Here is a 25,288-nt window from a genome sequence, read left to right on the forward strand (position 1 = left end):
TTTCTCTACAAAAAAATCGACCGATTCTCAAAAAGAAAATCGATCGATTTTTTTATTGTACTGATTCTTTTCTACCAAAATACTGACGCCATTTATTTTTTATTGAAGTCGTCATCGGCTCAGAAGCTTCTTTCACCGCACAATACTTATCTACCATTGTAACGATGTAGCTTTCTTTGTATTTTGGCGGAGCAATTGTAGCGCCCCACATATGTTTGATGATAATATCACGTTCTAAATCTGAAAGTTCCGTTAATTTCTCTGCATTTTTCACAGCGATTCTTGGGTGCATATAGGCATGAGAACCTTCGTCAAACTTAGTTGTACGCCAATCATAATAAAACAAATCGTGTAACAGTCCCGCACGAGCGGTTGCTCTAGCATTGCCATTCCATTTTTTAGCTAGTTTATAACTATAATAAGAAACGCTGATTGAATGATCTAAACGAGTTGAGTGAACGTGCTGCGTATAGTTACCTAAACGCTGTACTTCTTCTGCTTCCAACAAATCTTCTACATAAGACATATATTCTTGATCTTCACGCCATTTTTCAGTCATTAATTCTGGTTCCACCTTTTTAGAGACTTATATGTTTTTATTATTTACGAATTTAAGATAAAGTCTTTTTTTAATTTGATGAAAGTATAGCACCTTGATTTTCAAAATACTAGGATTTTTGAATTCCGTAACTAAAGTTTAATATTTGCTTTATAATTATTTCTATATTTACTTAAATGGCAAACATACGAAACACTCGTTTTCTTAACGTTACTCTTGTTCATGTTGATGTTTAGCAAATTCTGCTTTAATCTCTATAAATGATTGAAATACTTGCAACAACTGAAATAATTTCGCTCGATTTTCAAATTCTTCTCTTGTTTTAGGTAGTTCCTTTTTTCGATAGATGTCATATACTTCAGTAATTTTATCTAAAATGTCTTGTCCATCGTTATTTTCAGCAAAAGTTTCTGCTGTATACTGCAATAATTCTTGAATATTCCCCACTTGTTCAGGTTCAACTGTGATGTCGTTCAAAATATTGAGCATATCTTTTAAACTATTACTTTGCATCCGTCGCATCGTAAAATATTCTATATAATAATGATTTGAAGAGATTAATTGATTTTCAGCATGTTTTTTTGCCCAATTTTCTCCTGTCCGTATGAAGGCTTTCAAGTCATTACATTTTTCAAATAAGTTTCTTTCTTTTCCATGGTGATTGAGATATTCTGCCATATTATTTAAAATCTTTCTGAACATCGTTTCAATTACTTCTTGATCTTCTTTCAAGCGTTTTTCAGTATCGGGCATGTATAAATTCATGAGTAGAGCAAACCCAACACCAATGGTCATCAACAGAAATTCATTCCCTATAATCATCCAAGATAAATCTTTTTCCACTAGATATTGAGTCACTAAAACTGAACTTACAACAATCCCATCTGACAGCTTAAAATAAACCGCTCCTGGAATAAATAAAAGTAAGTAGACACCAAATGCAATGGCATTAAATCCTATAATAGTGAAACAAATATAGGCAATAACCGTAGCTAAAGCTAAAGAAAGTAGTCGATAAACTCCTGTCAATAAAGACGTCTTCTTCGTATTGGTCACACTCAATACAGAAATGATACCTGCAGATGCAGGGTACAATAGCCCAAAACTTCCCGCAACAATCATTGATAACGTCGCGCTTACTGCTGTTTTGATTGTTCGTAATCCAATTTTCATATGACTGCTCCTCACAAAATCGTTAATCTTTGGTATTAATACTAGTAATTTTACCTCTATTTCGGTTATCATTAAATAGAAAACTGATTAAATGTTGATTATAGGAGAGAAAGTCTATGGAAGTTGGCCATTTTCGTTTAGGCATGCGCACATTGAAAACAGCTTTAGCTGTTATGCTCTGTATTATTTTATTTAAAGTATTTGATCGGGGAGCACCAATGATTGCAGCTCTAGCCGCTGTTTTTTCATTACGGCAAGATTTAACCACTAGTCTTTCTTTTGGAAAATCAAGAATTCTAGGCAACACTTTAGGCGGTGGTCTAGCCATTGTTTATTTTTTGGTGAAGGATCTTTTTTCCAATGATTTTTTGGTTGAATTATTTTTACTGCCTTTTTTAGTAATTGTGGTAATTGTTGTTTCTGATGGTATGAATAATAATCAAGGCATTATCTCAGCAATCGCAACCTTACTATTGATTTCTTTAAGCATTCCTCAAGGGGAATCATTTTATTTTGCTTTGTCACGGGTGATCGATACGTTTATTGGGACGTTCATTGGTATTGGTCTTAATTTCTTTTTTAAACCAAAACCAATTGAAGAAAAACATGAAATTGAAGAAGATTTGGCTGAATTGGAACAAAAGGAAAAAGAATTAGAAGAACTTAAACAAAAAATTCAAACAAAAATAGAAGAGCAACAAAAATAATAAAATGAGCGATCCTTAATAAGTCTTTACAACACCAAATGTGTAAAGTTTCATTAAGGATCGCTCATTATGTCTGCCCCGACATTGACGAATCAATAGATAGCTGAACATTTTAATTTGGAGTATGTCATAAAAGTCTCATTTTAATTTTTTTATTATTTTTTCAGCTTCTCTTTCCCCTGATCTTACAGCCCCTTCGAAATAACCATTCCAAACAGTTGCAGTTTCCGTTCCTGCCCAATGGATATTCCCTGTCTCTTCGCTGATAAACTCTCCATATTTTAGAAAACCACATGGCGCAAAGTGTCCTGTAAAACAGCCATTTGTAAACGTTTCTTCATTCCAATCTTGTGTTAAAAAATACTTTGGTTTGCTTGCTTTTTCACCATATAATTTTATTAATTCTTTTATCAATAAGCGTTTTCGTTTTTCTTCAGGTAATTCATTTAATTTTATAGAATCAACTCCATATATGAAAAACGTAAGAATCCCTTCTTGTCTATTTTCATTAGAATTATCAATAGACTCCATAATCCAACCCTGACTTTTATTAAATTGACCAGATAAGCCGCTTTCACGCCAAAAGGGTTTATCATAAACTGCATGGTATTTCGACGCACTTCCGGGTAAAAAATTTTGAAGCATTTTCTTCTTCATTGTTGGTAGTTCAGGTACGAAAGTGATTTTAGAATTTATAACGCTCGGCGGTAAAGCCATAAGGACAAATTTTGATTCATAACAGTGTCCCTTTTCTGTTTCTATGAAATAAGACTGATCCATTTTTGTAATGCCTCGGACTATTTGATTGAACTTTAATTCGGTTCCGTAGTCTTCTGCCATTTTATCTGCTAAAGCTTGCGGTCCACCAACAATCCTATCCTGTTGTGCACCTCCTTTTGTACCTAAAAGGATTTTAGTTCCTTGACCAGAAGCAATATAATATAACATTTGAAAGAGAGAAACTTCTCCGGCATCAGATGCTAAAAGTCCTCCAGCTAAAATTCTACCTAAAAATTCCGCCACTTCTTCATTAGCTGTTTGTATATTTAACCATGCATCAAAGGTTATTCTATCTTGATAGTAAATATCCGGACTATTTTGAGGTTTCTCTAGGTTAACTTGTTTTGCTAAATCATCAATTACATCAAACATCGTCATCATTTCATTTGGAACTTGATCGTATAGATCGTTAAAATAATGATATTGCCCTTTCCCAAAAAGTTGTGTTGAAAATAGTTTCATTTTATATTTTTGTACCAGTTCATACATACGATCTTGTGTTGGACCGATCCACTGACCTCCTAAATCAATTTGAATCTCTTCTTCCAGCCATTTTGTTTCTGCGCGTCCCCCAACTCGATCTCTTGCTTCTAAAATACATGTTTTCACGCCTTTTTCTTTAAGTGACAATCCAGCTGACAGCCCTGCAAATCCTGCTCCTACAATTACTACATCGTACTTATAAACCATAAAATCCCCCTCTTTCACCGTTTATGAATAAAGTATAAACGTTAGAACGATTCTAAGGTCAAGGCTTTTCTACTTTCACTTGAATTTCTGTTAAATATTCATTTTTGTCATTTGTTTCATGGAAATCAATTAGATAAAACTCATAAAAAGGTGGAGTAATACGATAATGTTCTTTTTTCAACTCTTCTTCCATTTTCATAATACATTTGCTAGTTTGCTCGTATGTTCCTTGATAAAAATAAGAAGCATAGTTTCCTTCTTCTAAAACAAACTGATTTAAATGGCTATTAATGAATTGGTTTTCTAAAACAAATACGCCTTTATAGATACTCTTTTCAGGTGGATGCCAATCAATTATTCCTCCAACATGATGAAATTGATAGACTTCCGTTATATTCAGTAATTCTCCATATAAAATTCTCATCTCTTTTTCAAAACCAGCTTCATCGGTAAATTCAGTAAGCCGTTGAAAAGCGCGCCGCTCTTTTATTTTTCTAATGGTTAATTGATTCATGGAAGTTTCATTATTTTTCAGTTGTTCCATAATTTCTAAACGAGAGGTAGCTCCTGATAATTTCTTTTCCAATAGAGAAATCTCAGCTTCAAGAATTTTGGCGTTTTCTCTTAATAGATGTGTCGTACTTTCTACTGTTCTATTTTCTAAATAGGATTGGATTGTTTTCAGTGGGACACCTAATTCAGTTAAATCACGAATAATATTCAAACTATAGATATCTTTCTCTGAAAATGATCGATAATTATTTTCGCTTCTTTCCGGTCGAATCATAGCTAATTTTTCATAGTGTCGAATGGTATGGGTTGATATACCATACATTTTAGCCATTTCTTTTATAGTAAAATATCCTTGTTCCATTTTCCCACCTGCTCTTTTATTAAAATAGAAACAATATAAGTATTTGTTTTTAAACGTTCTTTTTCTATTATAATGTAAAAGAACTCATTTACACTATCTATTTTACTTATGTAATTATGATGTATTATTTTTTTAAATGAACGTTTAATTATTTTTTGTTCATATTTAATCGGATACTTGTAATGGATCGTCATGCTTATTCTTCGAATAATAGACTTAGACAAAAAACGAGTGTCAAGCTAAACTGATAGATAGTTTTGCTCGACACTCGTTTTTTAATCATAACCTATTTTTCAATCGTGAAGAATAAGATCCATTGGCTGAGGCCCTGCAAGTCCTATAAACACAAAGTCTTCATCCCCGGTATTCTTCATTCCATGTTGCTCGCCTGGTAAAGAGACAATCATATCCCCTTTAGAAATACGAACTTCTTCCCCTTCCCCTGGAAAGAAAGTTCCGGTTCCCTTGGTGACGACCCATAAATCGTCTGAAGTAGTATGTGAGTGAGTAAAGACACTTTGTCCTGGTTTCAAACACCATACTGCACCAGCGGTATGTTTAGTTTCATAAAAAATTGTCTTTTTTCCTTCGTGCTCACAAAAATCAATCACTTCATCAAGTTTAAATAATCGTTCTCCCATTCTCGCTTTTGACATACTACATCCATTCCTTTCTAGATCTAAATCACATAAATAATTGTCCAAACTTAAACAATTGTTCCGCAGTTTCTCTAATTGCATGAATTGTATTATCTCTGTCTAAGATTTCCCGCTCGGAGGAAATTTTCCTGATTGTTGGAAAAAATGCATCGATTCCTTCATCGTTACACTGTGAGGCATCCTCAGAAACACCGCCGGATAAAGCAAGTACTGGTTTATCATACTTTTTGGCCATCTTAGCAATCGCAATTGGCACTTTTCCCATCATGGATTGAGCATCCAGCATTCCCTCACCTGTGATAACCAAATCGGTTTGCTCTATTTTTTTCTCTAAATTGATCATTGCAGCTATTTCATCAAATCCTGAAACAAGCTCACTTTTGAAATAGGATAATAAAGTAAAGCCTAAACCACCAGCAGCACCTGCTCCTGGTGTATTTTGATAAGCAGTTTCTGTCAACTGATTTGTTAAGAATGCAAATTTTTCAAGAATAGAATCAATTTCTTTCTGATTTTCTTCTGTTACACCTTTTTGCTTGCCAAATATATAAGTGGCACCCTTTGGACCATTTAACGGGTTTTTCACATCACTTGCAATCCGAATAGAACACTCTGACAATTCTGGTAAAACAGAAGTATCATCAATTCTGCTTAGATTTTTCATATCTTTTAACAAGTAACCTAGATTTTGACCGTCAGCATCAAAAAAATCATAACCTAATGCACTTAACATTCCAATACCTGCATCATTTGTTGCACTGCCACCTAATCCTATAACAAATTCTCGATAACCTGCATTAATATTTTTTTTCATCAATTGGCCCAAACCATAAGAAGTAGCCTGCCAAGGATCCAAAGCTTCTTTTTCAATTAACATGATTCCTGATGTTTCTGCTACTTCCAACACAACTTTTTTACCATCAATACCATATTCTGCTGTTACTTCTTGCTTAAATAACGGTCCTTGGACTTTTTCTGTATAAATGAAGTGGGGATTATTGTAAAATATAGCCTCGACCGTTCCTTCACCACCATCTGCAATCGGAGTAACGTCTATTTGAACAGCCTTCTCTTTTTTGAAAGATTCTTCAATTCCTTTTTTTACCGCTTCCCCGACTTCGATGGATGTCGCACTGCCTTTAAACGAATCCATAGCTACCAATATTTTCATATAATCCCTCCATCCTTCACTGTGAGCTAACCGTTAACTACATTCGTTGGTGCACCATTTAGATAAGCACTTACATTATTTACTGCGATGTCCATTAAACGAGAGCGAGCTTCTTTTGATGCCCAAGCAATGTGAGGAGTAATAATGATATTCTTTGCTTGTAATAATGGATTGTCTTCTAAAATCGGCTCTTGTGATACAACATCTACTGCTGCAGCTCCCACCTTGCCAGAGTTTAGTGCCTCTGCTAAATCTTTTTCATTAATTAATTGTCCTCTGGAATCATTAACAATCAGAACACCTGATTTCATTTTTGCAATATTTTCTGCATTAATAACGCCTTCATTTTCAGGTAATAGTGGGCAATGTAAAGAGATTACATCTGATTCAGCAAAGATTTTTTCAAGGCTGACTAATTCCGTTCCATTGCACTCTTTTTCTTCTGTTTCCCCATTGGTTGCAATAACCTTCATTCCCAATGCTGAAGCAATTTCTCCAACTTTTTGTCCAATTCTACCATAGCCAATAATTCCCAATGTTTTGCCGGAAAGTTCGATTTGTGGATAATTCCAATAACACCAATCTTTGGAATTCGCCCAATCTCCATTTTTTACACTATCTGAGTGTGCACCAACATGATGAGCTAGTTCTAAAAGTAGCGCAATCGTATATTGAGCAACTGTATCTGTTCCGTATGTTGGAATATTGGTTACAACGATCCCTTTATCTTTTGCTGCTACTACATCGACTACATTGTAACCTGTGGCTAAAACACCAATATATTTTAAATGACTTGTTGCTTGAATAACATTTTTTGAAAGAGGGGTTTTATTTGTTAAAACTACTTCTGCCTCTCCTATGCGTTTAATCAGTTCTGCTTCTGAAATAGGGCTTCGATCATAAACTGTTACATTTCCCAATTTCTCTAAACCACTCCAAGACAAATCTCCTGGATTTTCAGTATACCCATCAAGAACAATAATATCCATAGTTATCCTTCTCCTTCCATCCGTTCGCTACTCTTCTAAAAGTGCCCATGCACGTTTGATCACACGTTTTGTTTGCGCAACAATCACATCCGCATCTTCATTATCACGAGGTGTTACCTCAAAAGATAGGATCAGAGGTTCTTCTTTATTAAAGAGACCTTCTTCTTTACAAATTTTGAAAAAGTCTTCTAGCTCAGCTACGTCGTTGGCACTATTAGGGTAGCCAAATCTCGGATGTTGATCACCATATGCGTCACAACCTTCTTTCACAACAGCATTTCCAATATGCAAATGAGTAATGTAAGGTCGTGTTGTTTGAATCACAAATTTACTTGTTTCATAGGTTGTTGGAAAATGAGATAAATCCACGATCAATCCAAAATTAGGACAATACTTCCGAACATCAGCCGCAAATTCTGCTGCTAAAGGTGCGGGACCAATTAGAGATTTTTTGTCCATATCATAATCAAATACCTCTAGTTCCACCATCATACCTTTAGTTGCAGCATATTTACAAACATTAGTTGTCGTTTTCAACAGTTGAGAATAGGCTTCTGCTTTTGATTCTTCTTCCCAGTTACCTGATAAAAAAGCAATCCCTTTAGCGCCTAAATATTCAGCTTCATCCACAGCTTCTAACAAGGTTTTTTCAGCAGCAACTCGATCCGTTTCGGCTAACGCATTTGGATTAAGACCCGGTCCTAATAAACGTGGTTGCGCGCCATAGCCGACTCTCAAACCAGATTGTTCTAAAATTTGTTTGATTTCTAAACGCGTTTGATCATCTTTAATTTGAGTTATTTCAATCGCTCGAAAATCAGGATCTTTGGCAATTTGTAAGAGAGTTTCTTTTAAATCATAATTTTTAGGTGGATAGCTCATCCACTGGATTAAACCTAGGTCAAAGTATCTTTCAATGCTTTCTTTCATTTTTTAAACGCTCCTTTTTTCCTATTATTTTTTTAGTCTCCGAAATTTTTGATTTGGTCAACTGCTCCACCCATGTCACAAAGTTGTTCTGGTTCACAAATAATATCAATTACATACGTTTTCCCAGAATCAGCTGCACGCTTGAATGCACCAGCTATATCATTTGGATCAAATACTCGTTCTCCTAGACAACCAAGTCCTTCTGCCACTTTTACGTAATCAATCAATCCGTCTTGGTTATATGGCATATCTACACCGTATTCAAAATCGTAAGCTGAAATTTGATTTTGGCGAATCAATCCTAAATAAGCATTATTAACAATAATTACGATGATTGGTTTTTTGAATGCTGCTGCAACAGCGATTTCTTCTCCCATAAATGTAAAACCAAAATCACCAAGTACAGTAACTGATGTCGACTCCGGATCAGCAACTTTTGCCCCAAATGCAGCGGGTACTTCAAAGCCTAAAGTTCCTGCACCACCAGACGGTAAGTAACGACGTGGTTTATCAATATCTTGCAGTTGACCACTCCAGATTTGCGTGATTCCACAACCTGCAGTAAACATCGTATTTGCATCGAAAAATTTATTCATTTCTCCAAATACACGGTGAGGCATAATAGGTTTTTGATCGAAGTTTGTTTTTCTAGCTAATTGTTTTCTCAATTCTGGGATTTCACTAACACCAGCTCGATTTACTTGCGACATATTACGTGATTCAATCCCCGCCAGCAAGTCATTCAACGCTTCTTTAGCATCTGATACAACACCAATATCTGGATTAAAGACTTTCCCAATTTGATTTGCTTCGATATCAATATGGATAAATTTGCGACCTTTTCTATAAACATCAAGATTTCCTGTATGTCGATCTGTAAAACGATTACCGATTCCAATCACTAAATCAGAGTCCAAGAAAATCTTGTTCCCAATCGGTTGCCCTACTTGAATCCCTGCATGTCCTGCGTTTAGAGGATGATTTATTGGCACACCACCTTTAGCCATATAGGTTTGTATAATAGGAATTTGAAGTTTTTCAGCAAATTGGATTAGTTCTTTTTCTGCTTTAGCTAAAATCACTCCGCCTCCCATGATGATAACTGGTGATTTTGCTTCAGCAATCATATCAAGGACTTGATCGATTTGTGTTGAAGCTGCTTTTACTGTTTCAACTTTTTTTGGTTCATATTTATTGATATCAAAGTCAATTTCCACCTGTTGAATATCAAGAGGTAAATCAAGCAATACTGGGCCAGGTTTTCCAGAACGCATAATGTAAAATGCTTCACGTAAAATATCAGGAATTTTCTGAGCATCTAAAGGGCAGTAAACTTTTTTACATACCGTTGATGCAATGCTGACCATGTCTACACATTGGAATGCATCTTGTTTCATTTGCCAACTATTGGCCTGACCTGTAATAGCTAATACAGGGATTGAATCAATATTGGCCGTGTAAAGACCAGTTACAAAGTTTGTTGCTCCCGGTCCTGACGTACAAATAGCAAGTGCAATTTCATGTGTTGCACGATAATATCCATCTGCTGCATGAACACAAGCTTCTTCGTGACGCATACAAAAATGTTCGATTGGTGCCGCTTCCAAATATTTATACACTGGATTTATCCCAGCTCCCGGTATCCCAAAAGCATCTTTTATTCCTTCTTTAACCATAATTTGTACTATTGCTTCTGCAGCTTTCATTTAAATTCCCTCTTTCTATTTTAAAATCAATATTCCACTAAGTGGCATTGCGTTTCACTTAACAACATGTTACCATGACCTTACAAAGTGGTCTTTGACCGTTTCACACGAAAAACAATTCCCACTTTTGTACAGGATGTACAAATCTGGCTAAAAAAATATATTGGAGGTACTCATGAACGAAAAAAAAGTAAAATTAAATCAATCAGTGATTAAGACATTTGCTATTATTGAAAGTTTTACTAGCGATAAACAAGAAATGTCTCTTGTCGAACTTGCTCAAACAGCAGACTTACCAAAATCGACCGCATTACGTTTTCTATATACACTTATGACATTAGGTTACATAAATCAAAACCCGGAAAATCAATATTATTCTCTATCTAATAAATTCGAAAATATTTCAGCTAATTTAGTTTCTCCTGAAAGTTTGATTCAATTAACTCAAACTGCACTTTATCGACTATCATCTTCATTAGCTGAAGCGACTTGCTTGTCTATACAGTCTGGCGATCAATTACAATACATCAATTCAATAGACAGCCAAGAAAGAATTTTAAGTATCTCTCAAAAAATCGGAAAAAAAGCCCCTCTATATTGTACTGGGGCAGGTAAATTATTTTTATCCGCATTATCTAAAAAAGAATTGACAGAATATCTGGAAACTATTGAATTACAGCCATTGACAGAAAATACAATCACAAGCAAACAAAAAATGCTTGAAGAACTTCAATTAATCAGAAAGCAACAATTTGCTATTGATAATGAAGAATGTGAACTCGGGGTCTACTGTATTGCCACTCCAATCTTCAATTCTACTAACCAAATAATTGCGGCTATCAGTATATCGATACCAACAATTAGAATCGATGAAGCAAAAATAAAAACTGTACTAGATTTGTCTAAGCAAGAAGTTGCTGCCTTATCTTCTAGATCAAATTAAGTAAAGAAGAAGAACTGTTGTTTAAAAAAATGAAGGAGTGATCACTTTGAAAAATCTCAAAGAGCTTTTAAAAATTCCACGTTTTTCAGACTTAATTGTTTTAAATAACCAAGCTGATTTAAATTTGCCTTTACACACAATTGAAATATCAGAAACTCCTGATGTTGCTAACTACCTATCTCCTCATTCTTTATTATTGACAACTGGCATGGCTTACAAAGATACACCTGAAGATTTATGCGAACTGATCGAAAACTTGCACAAGCTTCCAAGCGCTGGATTGGCAATAAAATTAGGTCGATTTATACCAGAAATAAGTCAGAAGGTCTTAGATTTCGCAGATTCACTAAAGTTTCCAATTATTCAAATCCCGATGAACACGACCTTAGGAGATATTTCGCATAAATTATTAAGCCACCTTTGGACAGATAAAACCGAAGAAATCTTTTTTTCACTTGAAATACAACAAAAGTTTGCTGAAATGCTATTTAAAGGTGCCTCTACTCCTGTTTTAATCGAACAACTAAGCTACATGATTAAACAACCTATTATGTTAATTGATCCTTTTGGTAAATTGGTCTCATCAAGCAGAAACCATAACGTTAATAATTTCCTATGTCCTTCCAAGAAAAAAGATCTTCTGTCTCAATTAACAGTTAAACAACATAATGCAAAAAAAGAGTCCTTTTTATTCAAAATAGATGATACTAATGAGCAAGTTTTGGTCAATGTTATTCCGATCAATTCAGACAGTTATATTCCATATTTACTCGTTCTTTTCAAAGTAGATCAGTTAGTCTATCCTTTTTCTCAATTTGCTATCGAGCAATCTTTAATTATTTTGGCCCTTTCGATTTATAAAGAACAAACAATCAAGCACGAAAGCCGTGTAGCAAAATTACAGTTATTCGACAACCTATTGCATTCTGACAAAAATGTACAGTCTATTGATTTTGCCAAATTACATCCTGTTATTGGTACAACAGATTCTAATTACTTACGTGTTGTTATAGTTTCAATCCAAATACCAAAAAATAAGGCTTTTTATGAAAAAGAAATTGCTTTGTTTGTCTATGACTTTTTAGAAGAATATATATCTGAAACAAATGCTGATTTATTGTTATTACCCACTGATGAAAATAATCGGTATGTATTACTTTTTAGAAAGAAAGAAAATTTACAACAGATTCTAGAAGATTTACATGATAAAATATTTAAATTATTAAATATCTCACTTAGTTTTGGTGTAGGTGATCCAGTTAATCAGTTAAGTCTTTTTCATTTTTCCTATAAAGAAGCAAAAAGTTCGCTTCAACATTCACCTTCAAAGAATAATTTTGTATTTTATAATACTGTTCAAGGAATCAATCGGATTGCTGAGAATGTTTCAGAGGATGAAATGCGGCATTTCTGTCAATCTATATTAAAAAGTCTTGCTTATCCAACCAATCAAACCAGTCAAGAGTTACGAAAAACATTAACCACTTATTTGGACTGTCAATGTAAAATTTCTGATACTGCTGAGCAACTTTTTGTTCATCGGAACACAGTGAAATATCGGATTGAAAAATGCAATCAATTGTTTGGTCAACCGGTAGATGACTCTAACCTATCCCTTAAGTTACGCGTTGCTTTATCTCTTTCAGGAAATGAAAACGCCGACATAAACGATTAAAAAATTAATGGTTTAAATTTTTCACTTGATTAGATGCGAAAAAAGATTTAGCACACTTACGTATGCCAAATCTTTTTTTGTTCTTGTGGTTGAATTGGTCGATTATTACTTGCCCAATCTTTTTCCTTTACTAACTTTAAAATTGTTTTACTAAACAAAGAAGACACTTTGGAAAGAACAATCCAGTGTACATTCCCCTCACACGGTGGTGTTGTATATGAACCATAATAGGCATAATATTCGATTGGTTTAGAGATAAATACTGTTGGGTTTAGTTGTAGATTTTTTTTCCTTAAATCCCAATTGATTGTGGTACAGCATTCTTCAATTTGTAAAAGTTCTTCATTTCCTACTATTTTTTTAAATAACAATGCAATGACAAGTGGTTCCTTTGTTTCAGATAGATGAACAAAATGAAATTCAATTGGATGAACCTTCCCTTCTAAACTATGTTCACTAGGAATATGAAAGTGAATGTCATCAAGATAATAATCTATTCCGTTAAAATTCACTTTATTTTTTTTAGTTTTTGGAATAAAATGAAAGGTATGTTTGGACCATCTTATTTGGAATTCATCGCACATGTATTCAAATGTTAATTGGTTTTTATCTAGTTGATTTGTTACTTTATCTTTCGATAGAGCAATTGGTGATTGCATATATTTAGTGCATGCTTGACGATAATCTTCACATAAATTCACCCATGATTCCGGTCCATTTCCCAAAGAATAACCCCACTCAATTTCTTTTTCCATCATAAAGTATCCTCTCTCCTTTTAAAACGCTTACAATTTAGAATATTGAAGATAGTATAATGGATGAAAATATTGTTGTATTTGTCCAAATAGAGCAAATAAAATTAAAAATATTAGTCAAAATGAACCATGTAATACATTCCATTTCTTACTATTATATAAGAAAACGTTTACAACACAACTTTTATAAACATTTAATTTACTAACCAAAAACCTTGCAGGAGGAAGAAAATGAAGACAAACCGTGAAAAAATCGACAAAAATTATTGGAAGCGAATTGTAGTGTTATTATGTTTTGGCTGGGTAACTATTTGGATTTATCGTGCTTCACTGACCCCATTATTCTCAGAGATTCAAGGAACCGTTGGCTTTCACACAAATGCTCAAATGGGATTGATTTCTAGCTGTTATTTTTTTGGCGCTACTAGTATGCAGATCCCGGCTGGAATGTTAGTTGATCGACTAGGTAAAAAAACTGTGATGATACCGGGATTTATTTTATTTGGTATTGCGGCATTTGCAATTACACAAGCTCAGTCACTAACGATGATTTATTTTGCTAGTGTTCTAGCAGGCTTAGGCTGTGGTTCTTACTATGGTGCTGCGTTCTCTCTTTCTTCTGAAAGTATTCCTCAAGATAGAAAAGGTCTCTCTACAGCTATTATAAACAGTGGATCTGCTGTTGGGATGGGTATTGGGATGATACTTTCCAGTTTATTAGTTAAACAGTTTGACCTACCTTGGCAATCAATGATGTTTCTTTGTTTTAGTCTGATTGTTGCCATGATCCTTGCTTTTACATTTGGGATTAAATCCAGTCCATTGAGAAAAAAAGAAGAGTCAGCAGTTGATGTCGTTAGTGATCCTAAAGTGAAGTCCTCCACTCTTTCAGGAGAACAACCTAAAGGTCTTTTTTCACCTAAAATGCTTGTTTCTTATCTGTTATATTTTGGAACTTGTTATGGCTATTATATGGTAGTAACTTGGCTTCCAGCATTTTTACAAGACGAGCGAGGATTTAAAGGATTAGCTATTGGCTTTTCATCTGCTTTAGTTGCTTTTGCAGCTATTCCGGGTGCGTTGATTTTCAGTCGAATTTCTGATAAATGGCAGTCAAAAAAAATCTCTATTATCTTAGCTCTTGAACTAGGAGCCGCTGCAATGTTGTTACTAACTGTCACAGCAAATAATTCTTCTTTATTATTGCTTTCATTGATTTTGTATGGATTCTTAGGAAAATTAGCCGTTGAACCTATTATTATTTCATTTATTAGCGATCAGGCAAATCCTTTGATTTTAGGAACGACACTGGGTATCTCAAACTTTTTTGGTTTAAGTGCCTCTATCTTTGCTCCGACTATCACCGGCGTTATATCAGATGCATCGGGAACAAGAGAAATGGGTTTTTATATTTCAATTATTATAATGGTTCTTTCTGCTGTTGCCTTTTTCCTTGTAAACAAACTTCCTGAAAAAAAGAATGTTTATGAATTGGAAGAATCTGGTGAAGCTTAGTCTTGTTTTATTTGTATATCAACAATAAAAAACGACGTACAACTTTTCTTAAGAGAAAAATGTTGTACGTCGTTTCTTCAGTTATTTCTTAACTTCATCGTCACTATAGAAATTCACATTACTGTTCGTTCCTTTTTTAGAGAAGTTTTCGATCAATTCTTTTACATCAATACCTGTTGTTTCTTTTAATGTTTCTTGTGTTCCGGCTAACAGATTTGTCGCATAGTTAGTAATGCGATTAGCACCAGCATTTTCTCCGCCGCCACCGGTATCCACAACAGAGATTTTATCAATATTGCTAAGTGGTTGAGCAGCTTCTTTCATTAATTGAGGCAACATTTCCATTACCATACTTAAGACAGCAGCTTCACCATATTCTTTAAAGGCATCAGCAATTTTCTGTTTGGCTTCGGCTTCAGCAGCACCACGAGCTAAGATAGATTCTGCTTCCGCTTGACCGGCTAATCGTGTTTGATTCGCTTCGGCTTCAGCTAATGACTCAACACGGAAACGTTCAGCTTCGGCTTCAGCAACTTCACGAGCTTTTTGAGCTAATGCTTCTTGTTCTTTTGCATAACGATCAGCATCGGCTTTTTTCTTCACTTCTGAATCGTATTGTTTTTCTCGACGGATAATTTCTTTTTCTTCTAATTCGATTTGCTTTTGACGTTCGATGACTTTAACTTCCATCTCTTGTGCTATAACGTCTTGTTGAGCTTTAGCTGTTTCCAAATTGTACGCTTGGTCAGCTTTGGCTTTAGCAATATCTTGTTCTTCTTTGTAAGTTGCTAATTTCAATTCTTTTTCTTTTGATGCTTCTGCGATTTCAGTTTGACGCTGCAATTCAGCTTGTTGTGATTCTTTTTCAGCTTCTGCTTTTTTGATACGCGTTTCTTTCCATGCTTCCGCTTCTGCAATATCTGCATCACGTTTTACTTGGGCAATTCTTGGTTTACCAAGAGAATCTAAGTAGCCGTTTTTATCGCGAACTTCTTTAATCGTAAACGATACAATAATCAGACCCATTTTCGCTAAATCCACACTGGCAACTTCTTGCACACTTTGGCTGAATTTATCACGGTTTTGATAAATCTCTTCTACAGTCATTGAGCCTAAAATCGAACGTAAATGTCCTTCTAATACTTCACGAGCTTCATTTTCAAGTTCTTCACGTGTTTTACCTAAAAATTGTTCAGCTGCTGTTGCAATTTCTTCGACAGAAGAACCAATTTTGATGATGGATGTTCCATCACACATAACTGGAACCCCTTGTTCTGTATACACTTCTGGTGTGGATACATCTAATTTGCTTGACAGTAAACTGATACGGTTTGATCGTTGGAATACTGGAAGTACAAAAGCTCCTCCACCACGAACGATTTTGATTTTATTACCGCTTTCATCTGAATGTACATTTTTACTGCCTAAGTAACTCCCACTAATAATCAACGCTTCATCTGGTTTTGCTGTTTGATATTTTGAAATAAAAACAATCAATAGCATTAGTAAAATAAAAATAACAAGAACAATTGGTCCCAAAATTCCTAATTCCATTTTTTTCTATCCCTTCTTTTTTATAATTCTAGACTCCCCTTATAGGGTACCACATAACAAACGCGTTCTCTGACTTCAATAATCAGTACTTGCGCTCCTCGTTGGATTGGTTGATCTTGAGGCGCATAGAAAGCTGCTGGACGGCTGATGGAACCTGTGACACTTTTAAATTGAATCTCGCCCATCCCACTAACAGGAATCGGTGTAACAACAGTTGCAGTATTACCTTCTAAATCTTTTTCAGAAATTGAAATGGTCGCTTCCGCATTTTTCATTGGCATCAACACATAAAAATTTAAGAAAAAAACGAGTATTGATGCAATTGCTCCACTGACTAGAAATAACACTAAGTGATTCCATTCAAACAAACGCTCCCCTAGATAGCCAAATAATGATGTAAAAGCTAACCATGGAATAACCAGCATCGGATCAATTGGTCCATCAAAATTAAATACATCACCAAAAATTACCAATAACACAGCAATTCCTGCACAAATAATTAACAGATAAAGATAAATTGTTTCAATCGGAATTCCTTGTATCACATTCTCACTCCTTTCCCTCATTTAACTTTCTAGAATAGAGGTGCTTTCTTCCCAAATTAAGCTCCTTTGCCTTTAATTACCTATTTCTTTTGGCAACCTTCTCCCATTCTCTTCCGACTTTCTCCCGACGATATATATATTTTACCAATACTTTGTACAAAAGGACAGTTATTCTTCAAAAATCCGTCCAAAGATGTAGTAAAAAAAAGAAATGAAACGAATAAATCTTTATTAAAAGAAAATTCGTTCCATTCTATTTTATTCATTGGATTTCAAAGCTTCGATCATATCAACTTTTTTCAATTTTTTATGCATAAAGACCATAACAAGGAAAGTAAAGAACAAAGTAATTAATGCTGAATAGACATAACTAAACCAATGAATCGTTGGTGAAAACATCAGCATATCCACTTCCACAGTGGTCAGTACATAACCATGAACAATTTTTCCAAAGAAACAACCGAAGAAAATTCCAATCAATGTCAAAATAATATTCTCACGGTACACATACATCGTCACTTCTTTATCGTAGAAACCTAATACTTTTATTGTTGAAAGCTCTCTGATACGCTCTGAAATGTTGATATTTGTCAAATTGTACAAAACGATGAAAGCTAATAATCCAGAAACCGTAATCAAGACCCAAACTACGATATTCAAACTATGAATCGTATCATCTAAAGCATCACTTGAAATCGACAAGAAGGAAACATTTAAGACTTTTTGATTTTCCATCAATTCTTTTCCAATGGAAGCTTCTACTTTCTCGCTTGGTGCTTTACCAAAGAGTAAAAATTCTGTATTGTATTGTGGCTGTTTCAAAAAAATCTTTTCATAATAACTTGGAGACATATAAGCAAAATGACCCGTATAATTTTCTGCAATGGCTTTAATTTTGAGTTTATATTCTTGATTATCACTATTTTTCAAAACAAGAGTATCTCCTGTTTTATAGTTGAAAAGATTGGCTAATTTTTCATTGATAATCACACCGTCATCCGTAAGCTTATATTTCTCTGCGGATTGTCGGTCATTGAATAAAATGAATTTGTCTATCTCATTTGGTTTTTCAGGAACATAAATAGAAACAGTTTGTTTCGCATTTGTATTTTTGGTTGTTTTCAATGATTCTACATAAAGCGGCATCGTTTCTTTTAAGTCCTCCACTTTATCCAATACTGCTTGATAGTTTTGTGCGTCTTTTTCAGAATCATCATTTTTAAAAGTCACGACTGCCTGATAGTGCCAGATTTTATTAAACTGCACGTCTACAATATCAGAGATAGAATCTTTTAATCCAAATCCGGTAATAATCAACGCCATACATCCAGCAATTCCCAAAACAGTCATTAACATCCGTTGTTTATAACGGAATAAATTTCGAGCTGTCACTTTTTGTATGAAGCTTAATCGATTCCAAATTGGTTTTATCCGTTCCAAGAAAATTCTTTGTCCAGCTTTTGGCGCTTTTGGTCGTAATAGACTAGCTGGTGTACTGAATAAATCAATTCGTAAGACAACCATCGCAGCCCCTGCAGTACATAAAACAGCGACTAAAATACCAATCAAACTATAACTTAAATACCAAGGAGTGACAAAATTAGGAATATTATATAATTGTCCGTAGGCATCAAAAATGATTGTTGGGAATAGATAATACCCTACAACTAAACCTAAAACGGCACCGCATAGACTAGCTATTATTGCATAAACTAAAAATTTAAATGCAATTTCGCCATTTCGATAGCCTAAAGCTTTCAGACTCCCAATTTCCATTCTTTTTTCTTCAACCATTCGTGTCATTGTTGTTAAACTAACTAAAGCTGCAATTAAGAAAAAGAATATTGGAAAGACTGTAGATAATGAAGCAATACGGTTGGCATTGTCTTCATATTCTGAGTAGCCTGGATTATCATCTCTTGTAAAATAATAATAGTCAGCGGCTTTTAAATCAGCTAATTCTTTTTGTTTCTTTTCTAATTGTTGCTTAGCATCATTCAATTTGGGTAAGGTTTCTGTTTTCTTCTTCTGAAACTCAGCTAGTCCTTGATCGTAGGCAGCTTGACCTGCATCAATTTTTGCCTGTGCCTCGTTTAATTTTCCTTGCCCTTCAATTTTTGACTGTTCTAATTGCTGACGCCCTGCGGCTAATTGTTCTTGGCCAGAAGCTATCTGCGCCTGCGCTTCAGTAATTTGTGCTTGCGCTGCATCGATTTGTTGCTGACCTTCCGTAAATTGTGCAATGGATTGATTAATCGTACCAATCATCTGATCAAGTGATTGTAAGCTTTGATTTGCTTGAGTCTGTTGTTCTGACGAAGTAGCTAACGCCCCATTAATCGTATCCATCACAACTGCAATATTACTTCTAACTGGTTGTTGAATCAATTGATTAACCGCACTAGTAATTTCTGGTGGTGCCCCTAATGCTTGGACTGCTGATTGCAGTTGAGGAGCAGCATCTGCAATACTTTCTGCTAATGATTCATCAGATACACGATCTAAAACAGCAACGGAAGCCCCTAAACTCTGATAGCCATTTACTAACTGATTTAATGCTTCACTTGCTGATAATAATTCGCTTCTCTGTTGTTGCAAGCCAGGTAATGCGTTTTGACCTTCAGTAACTTGAGCTTGCGCTTGTGCTAATTCATTTCTCTTCGTTTCAAGAAGATTTTTCTGTTCAACAAGTTGATTTTCACTTGTTGTAATCGTCACTTGATTTGCATTAAGCTCATTTTCTGCCGATGTAATTTGCTGAGTGTATGCCTCTTGTGCTTGAATCAACTCTTGTTTACCTGATGCAAGTTCTTGTTCACTTGCCTGTAATTTGATTTCAGCATCTTTTAGAGCATTTTCGCCATCAGTAATGTCTTTTTGTGCTGTTTCAAGTGCTGTTTTTGATTCTTCACGAATTTCTTGCACACGCTGTTCAGGGCGTTTTTTCATTGCTTGTTCTACTGCTGTAACTGCTTTTTCACGTTTATCTTTATAATCTGTTGAATAGCTATCTAGGTCACTAAGTCCTTTAAAAGATACAAGGATTTCTGTATATGCTGAAAGATCCATGTCTTCTTTTGGTACCACTGCAAAGAAGTCTAATGATCCTTTACCAATCGAAGTATTTCCTCGAGTGGTATTTTCAATATATTCAGGTGATTGGACAAATCCAACGATTTTGAACTGATCTTTTTTTATAGAATTATCTTTGTTGTCTTCTTTTGATAAAGTGATTGTTTCACCTAATTTATAGTGTCCTCTTGTTTGAGCTAAATCATCTAATGCAATTTCTCCACTTTTTTCAGGTAATCGTCCTTTTACCACTCGATAGTCCATCAACGGCTGCTTGTTTTTCAAATCGTAACTAACAAATTTTACAGCTACATTCCGCTCACTGATAGCAATATCTTTTGTGTATCTAGGAAAAACAGTTTCAACATCTTTAGCTTGTTTGATTGTTTCAATATCTTTGTCTACTAAGCCAAGTGTAGACACGATTCGAGCATCTGGTAATTTTTGTTTTTCATAGTAGTTTGAAGCCGTCTGGGTCATATCTGGACCAGTAGCTTTTAAACCAACAAACACCATAACACCGAGAAAAATAATCCCCATGATTGACATGAAACGTGTTTTTGATTGTTTGATTTCACGAAAGCTGGTTTTAAGTAACGCTGTTTTTTTCAACACTGTCACCTACCATTCTATCTCAGCTACAGGTTTAGGTTCCTCATTGATCGTTACACTTCTAACCTTTGCATCATTGATGCGGATCACACGATCAGCCATTGGTGCAATAGCAGAGTTATGAGTGATAATGATTACTGTGGTTCCTGTATTACGAGCTGTTTCTTGTAAAATCGTTAATATTTGTTTCCCAGTTTCATAATCAAGAGCTCCCGTAGGCTCATCACACAATAATAACTTGGGACGTTTAGCAATCGCTCGGGCAATTGTAACACGCTGTTGTTCTCCACCAGATAATTGAGCTGGGAAGTTATTCAATCTAGCTCCTAAACCAACAGATGTTAAAACTTCTTCCGGATTTAATGCGTCAGATACGATTTGTGAAGCCAATTCAACATTTTCTTTTGTAGTCAAATTAGGTACTAAATTATAAAATTGAAAAACAAAACCAACATCATTTCTACGATAAGTCGTTAATTGTTTTTCATTGAACTTTGCAATATCAGTTCCATCAATAATGATTTGTCCCTCATCACAAGAATCCATACCGCCTAAAATATTTAAAACCGTTGATTTCCCTGCTCCACTAGGTCCTAAAATAACAGCAACCTCGCCTTTTTCTACTGAAAAAGTTATCCCATCATTTGCTGCAATTGTTGTATCTCCCATATGATATCTTTTATATTCATTTATTACATCGATATAAGCCATGACTTTCAATCCCCTCTCAAAGAAATTTTATCATAAGAAGTCAAACAAGTCCTCTACAAGCTCAAAAGGTTTTTGATTTTTTGTTTTTTTTTCGTATAATAGAAGGATGAAATTAAATCTGAATTGATGGTGAGTCGAAAAACAACAACTTCCTCAAGCTCTGATTTCAGTTAGGAGAAAAAAACATGGCAAGAAAAAAACAAAAACCGCCATTCAGTCCAGCAGTCATGCTTATGGCGATTTTAATTATTTTAGTTTTAGGAGTTTTTGGCGTTCAAGTCCCAGACAGTGTTCAGGACCTGTTTGGCATTCACTTACAAACACAACAACAAACAAAACCTAGTACATCCAAACATACAACATCTAAAAATCCTGGTCCTAAAGAATTAGGAGCTGCAACGTTTTCTAAGGCAGAACTGGCAGATAGTAAAAATGGCTGGATTGATTATCATTCTCTAGATTCCTTAGGACGTGCAACCGGTGCAGATGCGTTATTAAAACCAAAGATGGTCAACACAGGTACAACTGCCAACAAAGATGTGCGACCACCAGGTTTTATCTCTGGCGCTGCTCCGCATAATCATTCCAGAGGACACCTTATTGGACGTCAATTAGGCGGTTCAGGAGATGACCCTAGAAATCTTACTACACTTTATCAAACACCGGTTAATACGCCTTTTATGACAAAATATGAAAATCAGATTCGTCTGGCATTAGATAAAGGCGAAACCATCCGTTACCGTGTCACTCCGATTTATGATGGAACTGAATTACTATGTAAGCAAATTGATATAGAAGCTAAAGGCCTTAATAAGAATACAACGATTGATTTTCGTGTAACGATTTTAAATGAACAGTAACCTGCTATATTTTTTATTTGAACACGATAAAAATCACTAACGATTAGCATGTTAGAAAAAGGAAAATCATAGCTAAGTTTTCTTATTTCTCTAAACAGGCTGTTCAGCTTTTAAAAACAGGAGGTACTACTATGAATTTTAAAAAAATTAAAAAACAATATACAGGTACCAACCCAAAAAAATTTTTGACTCTTGTTTTAGCGTCAAAACAAGAGGAGAATGATACGATTATTTTTGATGAATCATTGGAAGAACAATTTGAAAATAATTTGCAGTATCTTGCTTCTGATGGAACGATTTCTCTAGATGATCTTGTCTGTTGGAAGGAAAGTAGTTTTCTAGTTGTTGCTCAAACAATCGACGGAGATTATATTGCAGGTACATCAAATCAAACATTTGTAATTCCTGTTTCACTTTTTAAAACAGATATAGAGACCTATGACCTATTTTTAACTGATTTTTTTATTAAATATATAAATGGTACTTTAAACTCTTCAATTTTACCTCCCATTACGAAATAAAAAAGAGCGAAACAAAACTAAAAATCAGTTTTGTTTCGCTCTTTAAATCTAGATAAATAACGAGAAAAAAGTAGAACCTTCAGTTTATTTATCGAAGCTAAACACTTTTATCTCACTCTTTTTTTACGCACGATATCGTTGTACACCATCTAAATATGTTGCATCTAAGTCCATATTAGGATTTAAAACGATGAAATCGGCATCACGGCCTTTTGCGATCATTCCGCATTTATCATCAATTTTGCAGCTAACTGCTGGAACGAATGTTGCCATCATAATCGCTTGCTCCGGTGTTGCGATTTCCCAATCAACAACATTCTTAATTGCTTCTTTTAATTTTAAAATACTACCAGCTAAATTGCCAGATTCTAAACGAGCTGTTCCATCTTTAACAACAACTGGAAACTCACCTAAGATATAGTCACCTTCCGGCATACCGCCTGCCATCATACAGTCAGTAATCAAAGCAACATGATCATGTCCTGCTTTTTCCATTAAAATATCTGCTGCATTTGGGTGAACATGGTGTCCATCGCAAATTAATTCAGAGAAAACATGTTTTAATGACATCAATGCGCCAACCATTCCTGGTTCACGATGATTCAACCCACGCATACCATTATAAGCATGAACAAAAACACTAGCGCCAGATTCAACAGCATCTGTTGCTTGCTCCAATGTTGCATCACTATGGCCTAAAGCAACAACCACACCTTCATCTGTTACAGCTTTTACAAATTCTTTCACGCCTTTACGTTCTGGAGCTAAAGCAATTTTTTTAATCAAACCACCAGATGCTTCTTGCCATTCATTGAATGTAGCTAAATCAGGATCGCTGAAATAACTTGGATTTTGAGCTCCTTTATGTTCTTCCGTAAAGAAAGGTCCTTCAAAATAAATCCCTTGTACTTTGGCACCAGGAACTTCTTGATGAACTTCACCAATGGTTTTAGCAACATCTTTCAAACGTTCTTTGCTTGATGTTAATGTTGTAGGTAAGAATGACGTAACGCCACAAGACAATAATCCTTCAGACATAACTTTCAAACCTTCTGCATCACTATCCATGACATCATGATTCATATAACCATGAATGTGAGTATCCACCAAACCAGGTGCAATCCATTTTCCTTCTTCTTTAATTACTTTTGCATCATTTTCAGGGACCTCTTTATAAAACTCTCCGAATATGCCATCTGTAATTTCTAAATATCCAGGTCCTTTTACATCACTTTTTAAAAAGAACTTTTCAGCAAAGATAAACGTTCTCATCTTCATCCTTCTTTCTTTAATTTACTCTCTTAAAAGTACTCTTAAAATCCACTAAAGTCAAGAATGGTGTAGACCTTTTGAAAAAAAAACACTTAATTTTCGTTAGATTTTAATTGTTACAATACGATGGATTTGTTCTGATAATACTAAGTACTCTTCAGCTTTTTCTGGAATTCCTTTTACAAGAAGCAACTGACTTTTCAATTGAAACAATTCACTTAAATAGTAGTAACTATTTCTATTCCTTGACCAAACAATTCCTTGATCGATATAAATTTGAGACTCCTCCAGACGATCTTGGTCTGACAAAAATTTGGAATAGTTATAAAATATCTTTGTTAATTCCGCGGTCACTCGTTCATTTGGCAATTTATGAAAATAATGAATGCTCAGCTTTAAGTATTTTTCAGCTTCGACTATTTGTCCAATACTTGCATATGTACTTCCGATACAGCTAATTACCTGTATTTCAAAATCTGATAAGTTAACTTTGTTTGCTTGATACGTGTAAGATAATCCTTTTTTCAAATCAAGTATCGCTTGCTCATAATCATTGCACAAATAAAATTTACAACTGCCTAAATAATAATAATATCTCTGCCAATCTGTGTCTAAATGTAAACGTTCTTCAATCTGAGTATCTTTCATATAGTTCATTATTTTTTCGTATTTTTTATGACGAAAATAATCTGCGATTTTTTCAAATATTTGGGTAATCAAACGAACCTCTTCTGACTTAAACTGCATGATTTGATCAACGGTTACTCCTAAACGCTGACAAATTTGCTGCATCACAACCACATTAGGTAATTCCTCATCATTTTCGATTCTGCTCAATACACTCTGAGAACAAATGTCTTCTGATAACATTTTTTGTGTTAATTTTCTATTCTTGCGAATTTCTTTAATAACTGCTCCAAAAGAATCCATGGCTTCACTCCTATACCAATTTCCATTATCTATTCTGAATAAAATATATCTTTTTTATTAAAATTTTAAAATATGCGAATTCGCA

The 25,288-nt window shown here is 34.7% G+C and carries 22 protein-coding genes; 6 read left to right on the forward strand and 16 right to left on the reverse strand.

Annotated elements, in window-relative coordinates:
• Positions 1–52 precede the first annotated feature (52 nt).
• Both AC4BB2_RS08070 and AC4BB2_RS08075 read right to left on the reverse strand, forming a co-directional pair.
• Positions 53–559 (reverse strand): HD domain-containing protein, encoded by a 507-nt coding sequence (locus tag AC4BB2_RS08070; protein WP_490472431.1) that lies wholly within the window; start codon positions 557–559, stop codon positions 53–55.
• A gap of 210 nt (positions 560–769) precedes the next feature.
• Positions 770–1,732: an aromatic acid exporter family protein gene (locus AC4BB2_RS08075; protein ID WP_490472432.1), complete on the reverse strand. Its 963-nt coding sequence runs from the start codon at positions 1,730–1,732 to the stop codon at positions 770–772.
• A 116-nt stretch (positions 1,733–1,848) separates the two neighbouring features.
• Here AC4BB2_RS08075 and AC4BB2_RS08080 point away from each other — a divergent pair, with 116 nt between their 5' ends.
• Positions 1,849–2,439: an FUSC family protein gene (locus AC4BB2_RS08080; protein WP_490472433.1), complete on the forward strand. Its 591-nt coding sequence runs from the start codon at positions 1,849–1,851 to the stop codon at positions 2,437–2,439.
• Between the two features lie 138 nt (positions 2,440–2,577).
• Here AC4BB2_RS08080 and AC4BB2_RS08085 read toward each other — a convergent pair whose 3' ends face one another.
• From AC4BB2_RS08085 to AC4BB2_RS08115, 7 genes are all read right to left on the reverse strand, one after another.
• On the reverse strand, positions 2,578–3,909 hold the full coding sequence (locus AC4BB2_RS08085; RefSeq protein ID WP_490472434.1) for a flavin monoamine oxidase family protein: 1,332 nt from the start codon (positions 3,907–3,909) through the stop codon (positions 2,578–2,580).
• A 58-nt stretch (positions 3,910–3,967) separates the two neighbouring features.
• Positions 3,968–4,783: a MerR family transcriptional regulator gene (locus tag AC4BB2_RS08090; protein ID WP_490472435.1), complete on the reverse strand. Its 816-nt coding sequence runs from the start codon at positions 4,781–4,783 to the stop codon at positions 3,968–3,970.
• Positions 4,784–5,076: 293 nt separating this feature from the next.
• A complete protein-coding gene (locus AC4BB2_RS08095) occupies positions 5,077–5,439 on the reverse strand; it encodes a cupin domain-containing protein (protein WP_490472436.1) in 363 nt (120 codons plus the stop codon).
• A gap of 28 nt (positions 5,440–5,467) precedes the next feature.
• Positions 5,468–6,613, reverse strand: coding sequence for a glycerate kinase family protein (locus AC4BB2_RS08100; RefSeq protein WP_490472437.1), 1,146 nt, complete (start codon positions 6,611–6,613; stop codon positions 5,468–5,470).
• 26 nt (positions 6,614–6,639) lie between these two features.
• The gene (locus tag AC4BB2_RS08105; RefSeq protein ID WP_490472438.1) at positions 6,640–7,602 is read right to left on the reverse strand and encodes a D-2-hydroxyacid dehydrogenase; all 963 of its coding nucleotides are present in this window, start codon (positions 7,600–7,602) and stop codon (positions 6,640–6,642) included.
• Positions 7,603–7,629: 27 nt separating this feature from the next.
• Positions 7,630–8,532, reverse strand: coding sequence for a sugar phosphate isomerase/epimerase family protein (locus tag AC4BB2_RS08110; RefSeq protein WP_490472439.1), 903 nt, complete (start codon positions 8,530–8,532; stop codon positions 7,630–7,632).
• Between the two features lie 32 nt (positions 8,533–8,564).
• Entirely contained in the window at positions 8,565–10,238 is a 1,674-nt protein-coding gene (locus AC4BB2_RS08115) for a thiamine pyrophosphate-dependent enzyme (protein ID WP_490472440.1), read from the reverse strand.
• Between the two features lie 175 nt (positions 10,239–10,413).
• Here AC4BB2_RS08115 and AC4BB2_RS08120 point away from each other — a divergent pair, with 175 nt between their 5' ends.
• Both AC4BB2_RS08120 and AC4BB2_RS08125 read left to right on the forward strand, forming a co-directional pair.
• Positions 10,414–11,181 (forward strand): IclR family transcriptional regulator, encoded by a 768-nt coding sequence (locus AC4BB2_RS08120; protein ID WP_490472441.1) that lies wholly within the window; start codon positions 10,414–10,416, stop codon positions 11,179–11,181.
• Between the two features lie 46 nt (positions 11,182–11,227).
• The gene (locus AC4BB2_RS08125; RefSeq protein ID WP_490472442.1) at positions 11,228–12,856 is read left to right on the forward strand and encodes a PucR family transcriptional regulator; all 1,629 of its coding nucleotides are present in this window, start codon (positions 11,228–11,230) and stop codon (positions 12,854–12,856) included.
• Between the two features lie 56 nt (positions 12,857–12,912).
• On the opposite strand, the gene AC4BB2_RS08130 is transcribed toward AC4BB2_RS08125, so the two are convergent.
• Entirely contained in the window at positions 12,913–13,614 is a 702-nt protein-coding gene (locus tag AC4BB2_RS08130; protein ID WP_490472443.1) for a carbonic anhydrase family protein, read from the reverse strand.
• 228 nt (positions 13,615–13,842) lie between these two features.
• Between AC4BB2_RS08130 and AC4BB2_RS08135 the strand changes: the two genes are divergently transcribed.
• Positions 13,843–15,126 (forward strand): MFS transporter, encoded by a 1,284-nt coding sequence (locus AC4BB2_RS08135; protein ID WP_490472444.1) that lies wholly within the window; start codon positions 13,843–13,845, stop codon positions 15,124–15,126.
• An 81-nt stretch (positions 15,127–15,207) separates the two neighbouring features.
• On the opposite strand, the gene floT is transcribed toward AC4BB2_RS08135, so the two are convergent.
• The 4 genes from floT to AC4BB2_RS08155 all read right to left on the reverse strand — a co-directional run bounded on the left by floT (position 15,208) and on the right by AC4BB2_RS08155 (position 21,620).
• Positions 15,208–16,680, reverse strand: coding sequence for a flotillin lipid rafts scaffold protein FloT (gene floT, locus AC4BB2_RS08140; protein WP_490472445.1), 1,473 nt, complete (start codon positions 16,678–16,680; stop codon positions 15,208–15,210).
• A 20-nt stretch (positions 16,681–16,700) separates the two neighbouring features.
• Positions 16,701–17,225: an NfeD family membrane protein gene (locus AC4BB2_RS08145; protein WP_490472446.1), complete on the reverse strand. Its 525-nt coding sequence runs from the start codon at positions 17,223–17,225 to the stop codon at positions 16,701–16,703.
• A gap of 258 nt (positions 17,226–17,483) precedes the next feature.
• Complete coding sequence (locus tag AC4BB2_RS08150) at positions 17,484–20,912, reverse strand: FtsX-like permease family protein (RefSeq protein ID WP_490472447.1); 3,429 nt, start codon at positions 20,910–20,912, stop codon at positions 17,484–17,486.
• A 6-nt stretch (positions 20,913–20,918) separates the two neighbouring features.
• Positions 20,919–21,620, reverse strand: a complete 702-nt coding sequence (locus AC4BB2_RS08155) for an ABC transporter ATP-binding protein (protein WP_490472448.1) — start codon at positions 21,618–21,620, stop codon at positions 20,919–20,921.
• A gap of 185 nt (positions 21,621–21,805) precedes the next feature.
• On the opposite strand from AC4BB2_RS08155, the gene AC4BB2_RS08160 reads away from it, so the two are divergent.
• Positions 21,806–22,480, forward strand: coding sequence for a DNA/RNA non-specific endonuclease (locus tag AC4BB2_RS08160; RefSeq protein ID WP_490472449.1), 675 nt, complete (start codon positions 21,806–21,808; stop codon positions 22,478–22,480).
• A gap of 131 nt (positions 22,481–22,611) precedes the next feature.
• On the forward strand, positions 22,612–23,001 hold the full coding sequence (locus tag AC4BB2_RS08165; RefSeq protein WP_490472450.1) for a hypothetical protein: 390 nt from the start codon (positions 22,612–22,614) through the stop codon (positions 22,999–23,001).
• Between the two features lie 123 nt (positions 23,002–23,124).
• On the opposite strand, the gene nagA is transcribed toward AC4BB2_RS08165, so the two are convergent.
• Positions 23,125–24,273, reverse strand: coding sequence for an N-acetylglucosamine-6-phosphate deacetylase (gene nagA, locus AC4BB2_RS08170; RefSeq protein WP_490472451.1), 1,149 nt, complete (start codon positions 24,271–24,273; stop codon positions 23,125–23,127).
• A 102-nt stretch (positions 24,274–24,375) separates the two neighbouring features.
• Positions 24,376–25,203: a helix-turn-helix domain-containing protein gene (locus tag AC4BB2_RS08175; RefSeq protein ID WP_490472452.1), complete on the reverse strand. Its 828-nt coding sequence runs from the start codon at positions 25,201–25,203 to the stop codon at positions 24,376–24,378.
• Positions 25,204–25,288 lie beyond the last annotated feature (85 nt).

The organism is Enterococcus sp. AAFC-DPL-5146 (genome assembly GCF_058216635.1).

Excerpts from the sequence above, each read along its gene's own strand:
- AC4BB2_RS08070 (WP_490472431.1), bottom strand. The coding sequence starts at position 559 with ATGACTGAAAAATGGCGTGAAGATCAAGAATATATGTCTTATGTAGAA.
- AC4BB2_RS08075 (WP_490472432.1), bottom strand. The coding sequence starts at position 1,732 with ATGAAAATTGGATTACGAACAATCAAAACAGCAGTAAGCGCGACGTTA.
- AC4BB2_RS08080 (WP_490472433.1), top strand. The coding sequence starts at position 1,849 with ATGGAAGTTGGCCATTTTCGTTTAGGCATGCGCACATTGAAAACAGCT.
- AC4BB2_RS08085 (WP_490472434.1), bottom strand. The coding sequence starts at position 3,909 with ATGGTTTATAAGTACGATGTAGTAATTGTAGGAGCAGGATTTGCAGGG.
- AC4BB2_RS08090 (WP_490472435.1), bottom strand. The coding sequence starts at position 4,783 with ATGGAACAAGGATATTTTACTATAAAAGAAATGGCTAAAATGTATGGT.
- AC4BB2_RS08095 (WP_490472436.1), bottom strand. The coding sequence starts at position 5,439 with ATGTCAAAAGCGAGAATGGGAGAACGATTATTTAAACTTGATGAAGTG.
- AC4BB2_RS08100 (WP_490472437.1), bottom strand. The coding sequence starts at position 6,613 with ATGAAAATATTGGTAGCTATGGATTCGTTTAAAGGCAGTGCGACATCC.
- AC4BB2_RS08105 (WP_490472438.1), bottom strand. The coding sequence starts at position 7,602 with ATGGATATTATTGTTCTTGATGGGTATACTGAAAATCCAGGAGATTTG.
- AC4BB2_RS08110 (WP_490472439.1), bottom strand. The coding sequence starts at position 8,532 with ATGAAAGAAAGCATTGAAAGATACTTTGACCTAGGTTTAATCCAGTGG.
- AC4BB2_RS08115 (WP_490472440.1), bottom strand. The coding sequence starts at position 10,238 with ATGAAAGCTGCAGAAGCAATAGTACAAATTATGGTTAAAGAAGGAATA.
- AC4BB2_RS08120 (WP_490472441.1), top strand. The coding sequence starts at position 10,414 with ATGAACGAAAAAAAAGTAAAATTAAATCAATCAGTGATTAAGACATTT.
- AC4BB2_RS08130 (WP_490472443.1), bottom strand. The coding sequence starts at position 13,614 with ATGATGGAAAAAGAAATTGAGTGGGGTTATTCTTTGGGAAATGGACCG.
- AC4BB2_RS08135 (WP_490472444.1), top strand. The coding sequence starts at position 13,843 with ATGAAGACAAACCGTGAAAAAATCGACAAAAATTATTGGAAGCGAATT.
- floT (WP_490472445.1), bottom strand. The coding sequence starts at position 16,680 with ATGGAATTAGGAATTTTGGGACCAATTGTTCTTGTTATTTTTATTTTA.
- AC4BB2_RS08155 (WP_490472448.1), bottom strand. The coding sequence starts at position 21,620 with ATGGCTTATATCGATGTAATAAATGAATATAAAAGATATCATATGGGA.
- AC4BB2_RS08160 (WP_490472449.1), top strand. The coding sequence starts at position 21,806 with ATGGCAAGAAAAAAACAAAAACCGCCATTCAGTCCAGCAGTCATGCTT.
- AC4BB2_RS08165 (WP_490472450.1), top strand. The coding sequence starts at position 22,612 with ATGAATTTTAAAAAAATTAAAAAACAATATACAGGTACCAACCCAAAA.
- nagA (WP_490472451.1), bottom strand. The coding sequence starts at position 24,273 with ATGAGAACGTTTATCTTTGCTGAAAAGTTCTTTTTAAAAAGTGATGTA.
- AC4BB2_RS08175 (WP_490472452.1), bottom strand. The coding sequence starts at position 25,203 with ATGGATTCTTTTGGAGCAGTTATTAAAGAAATTCGCAAGAATAGAAAA.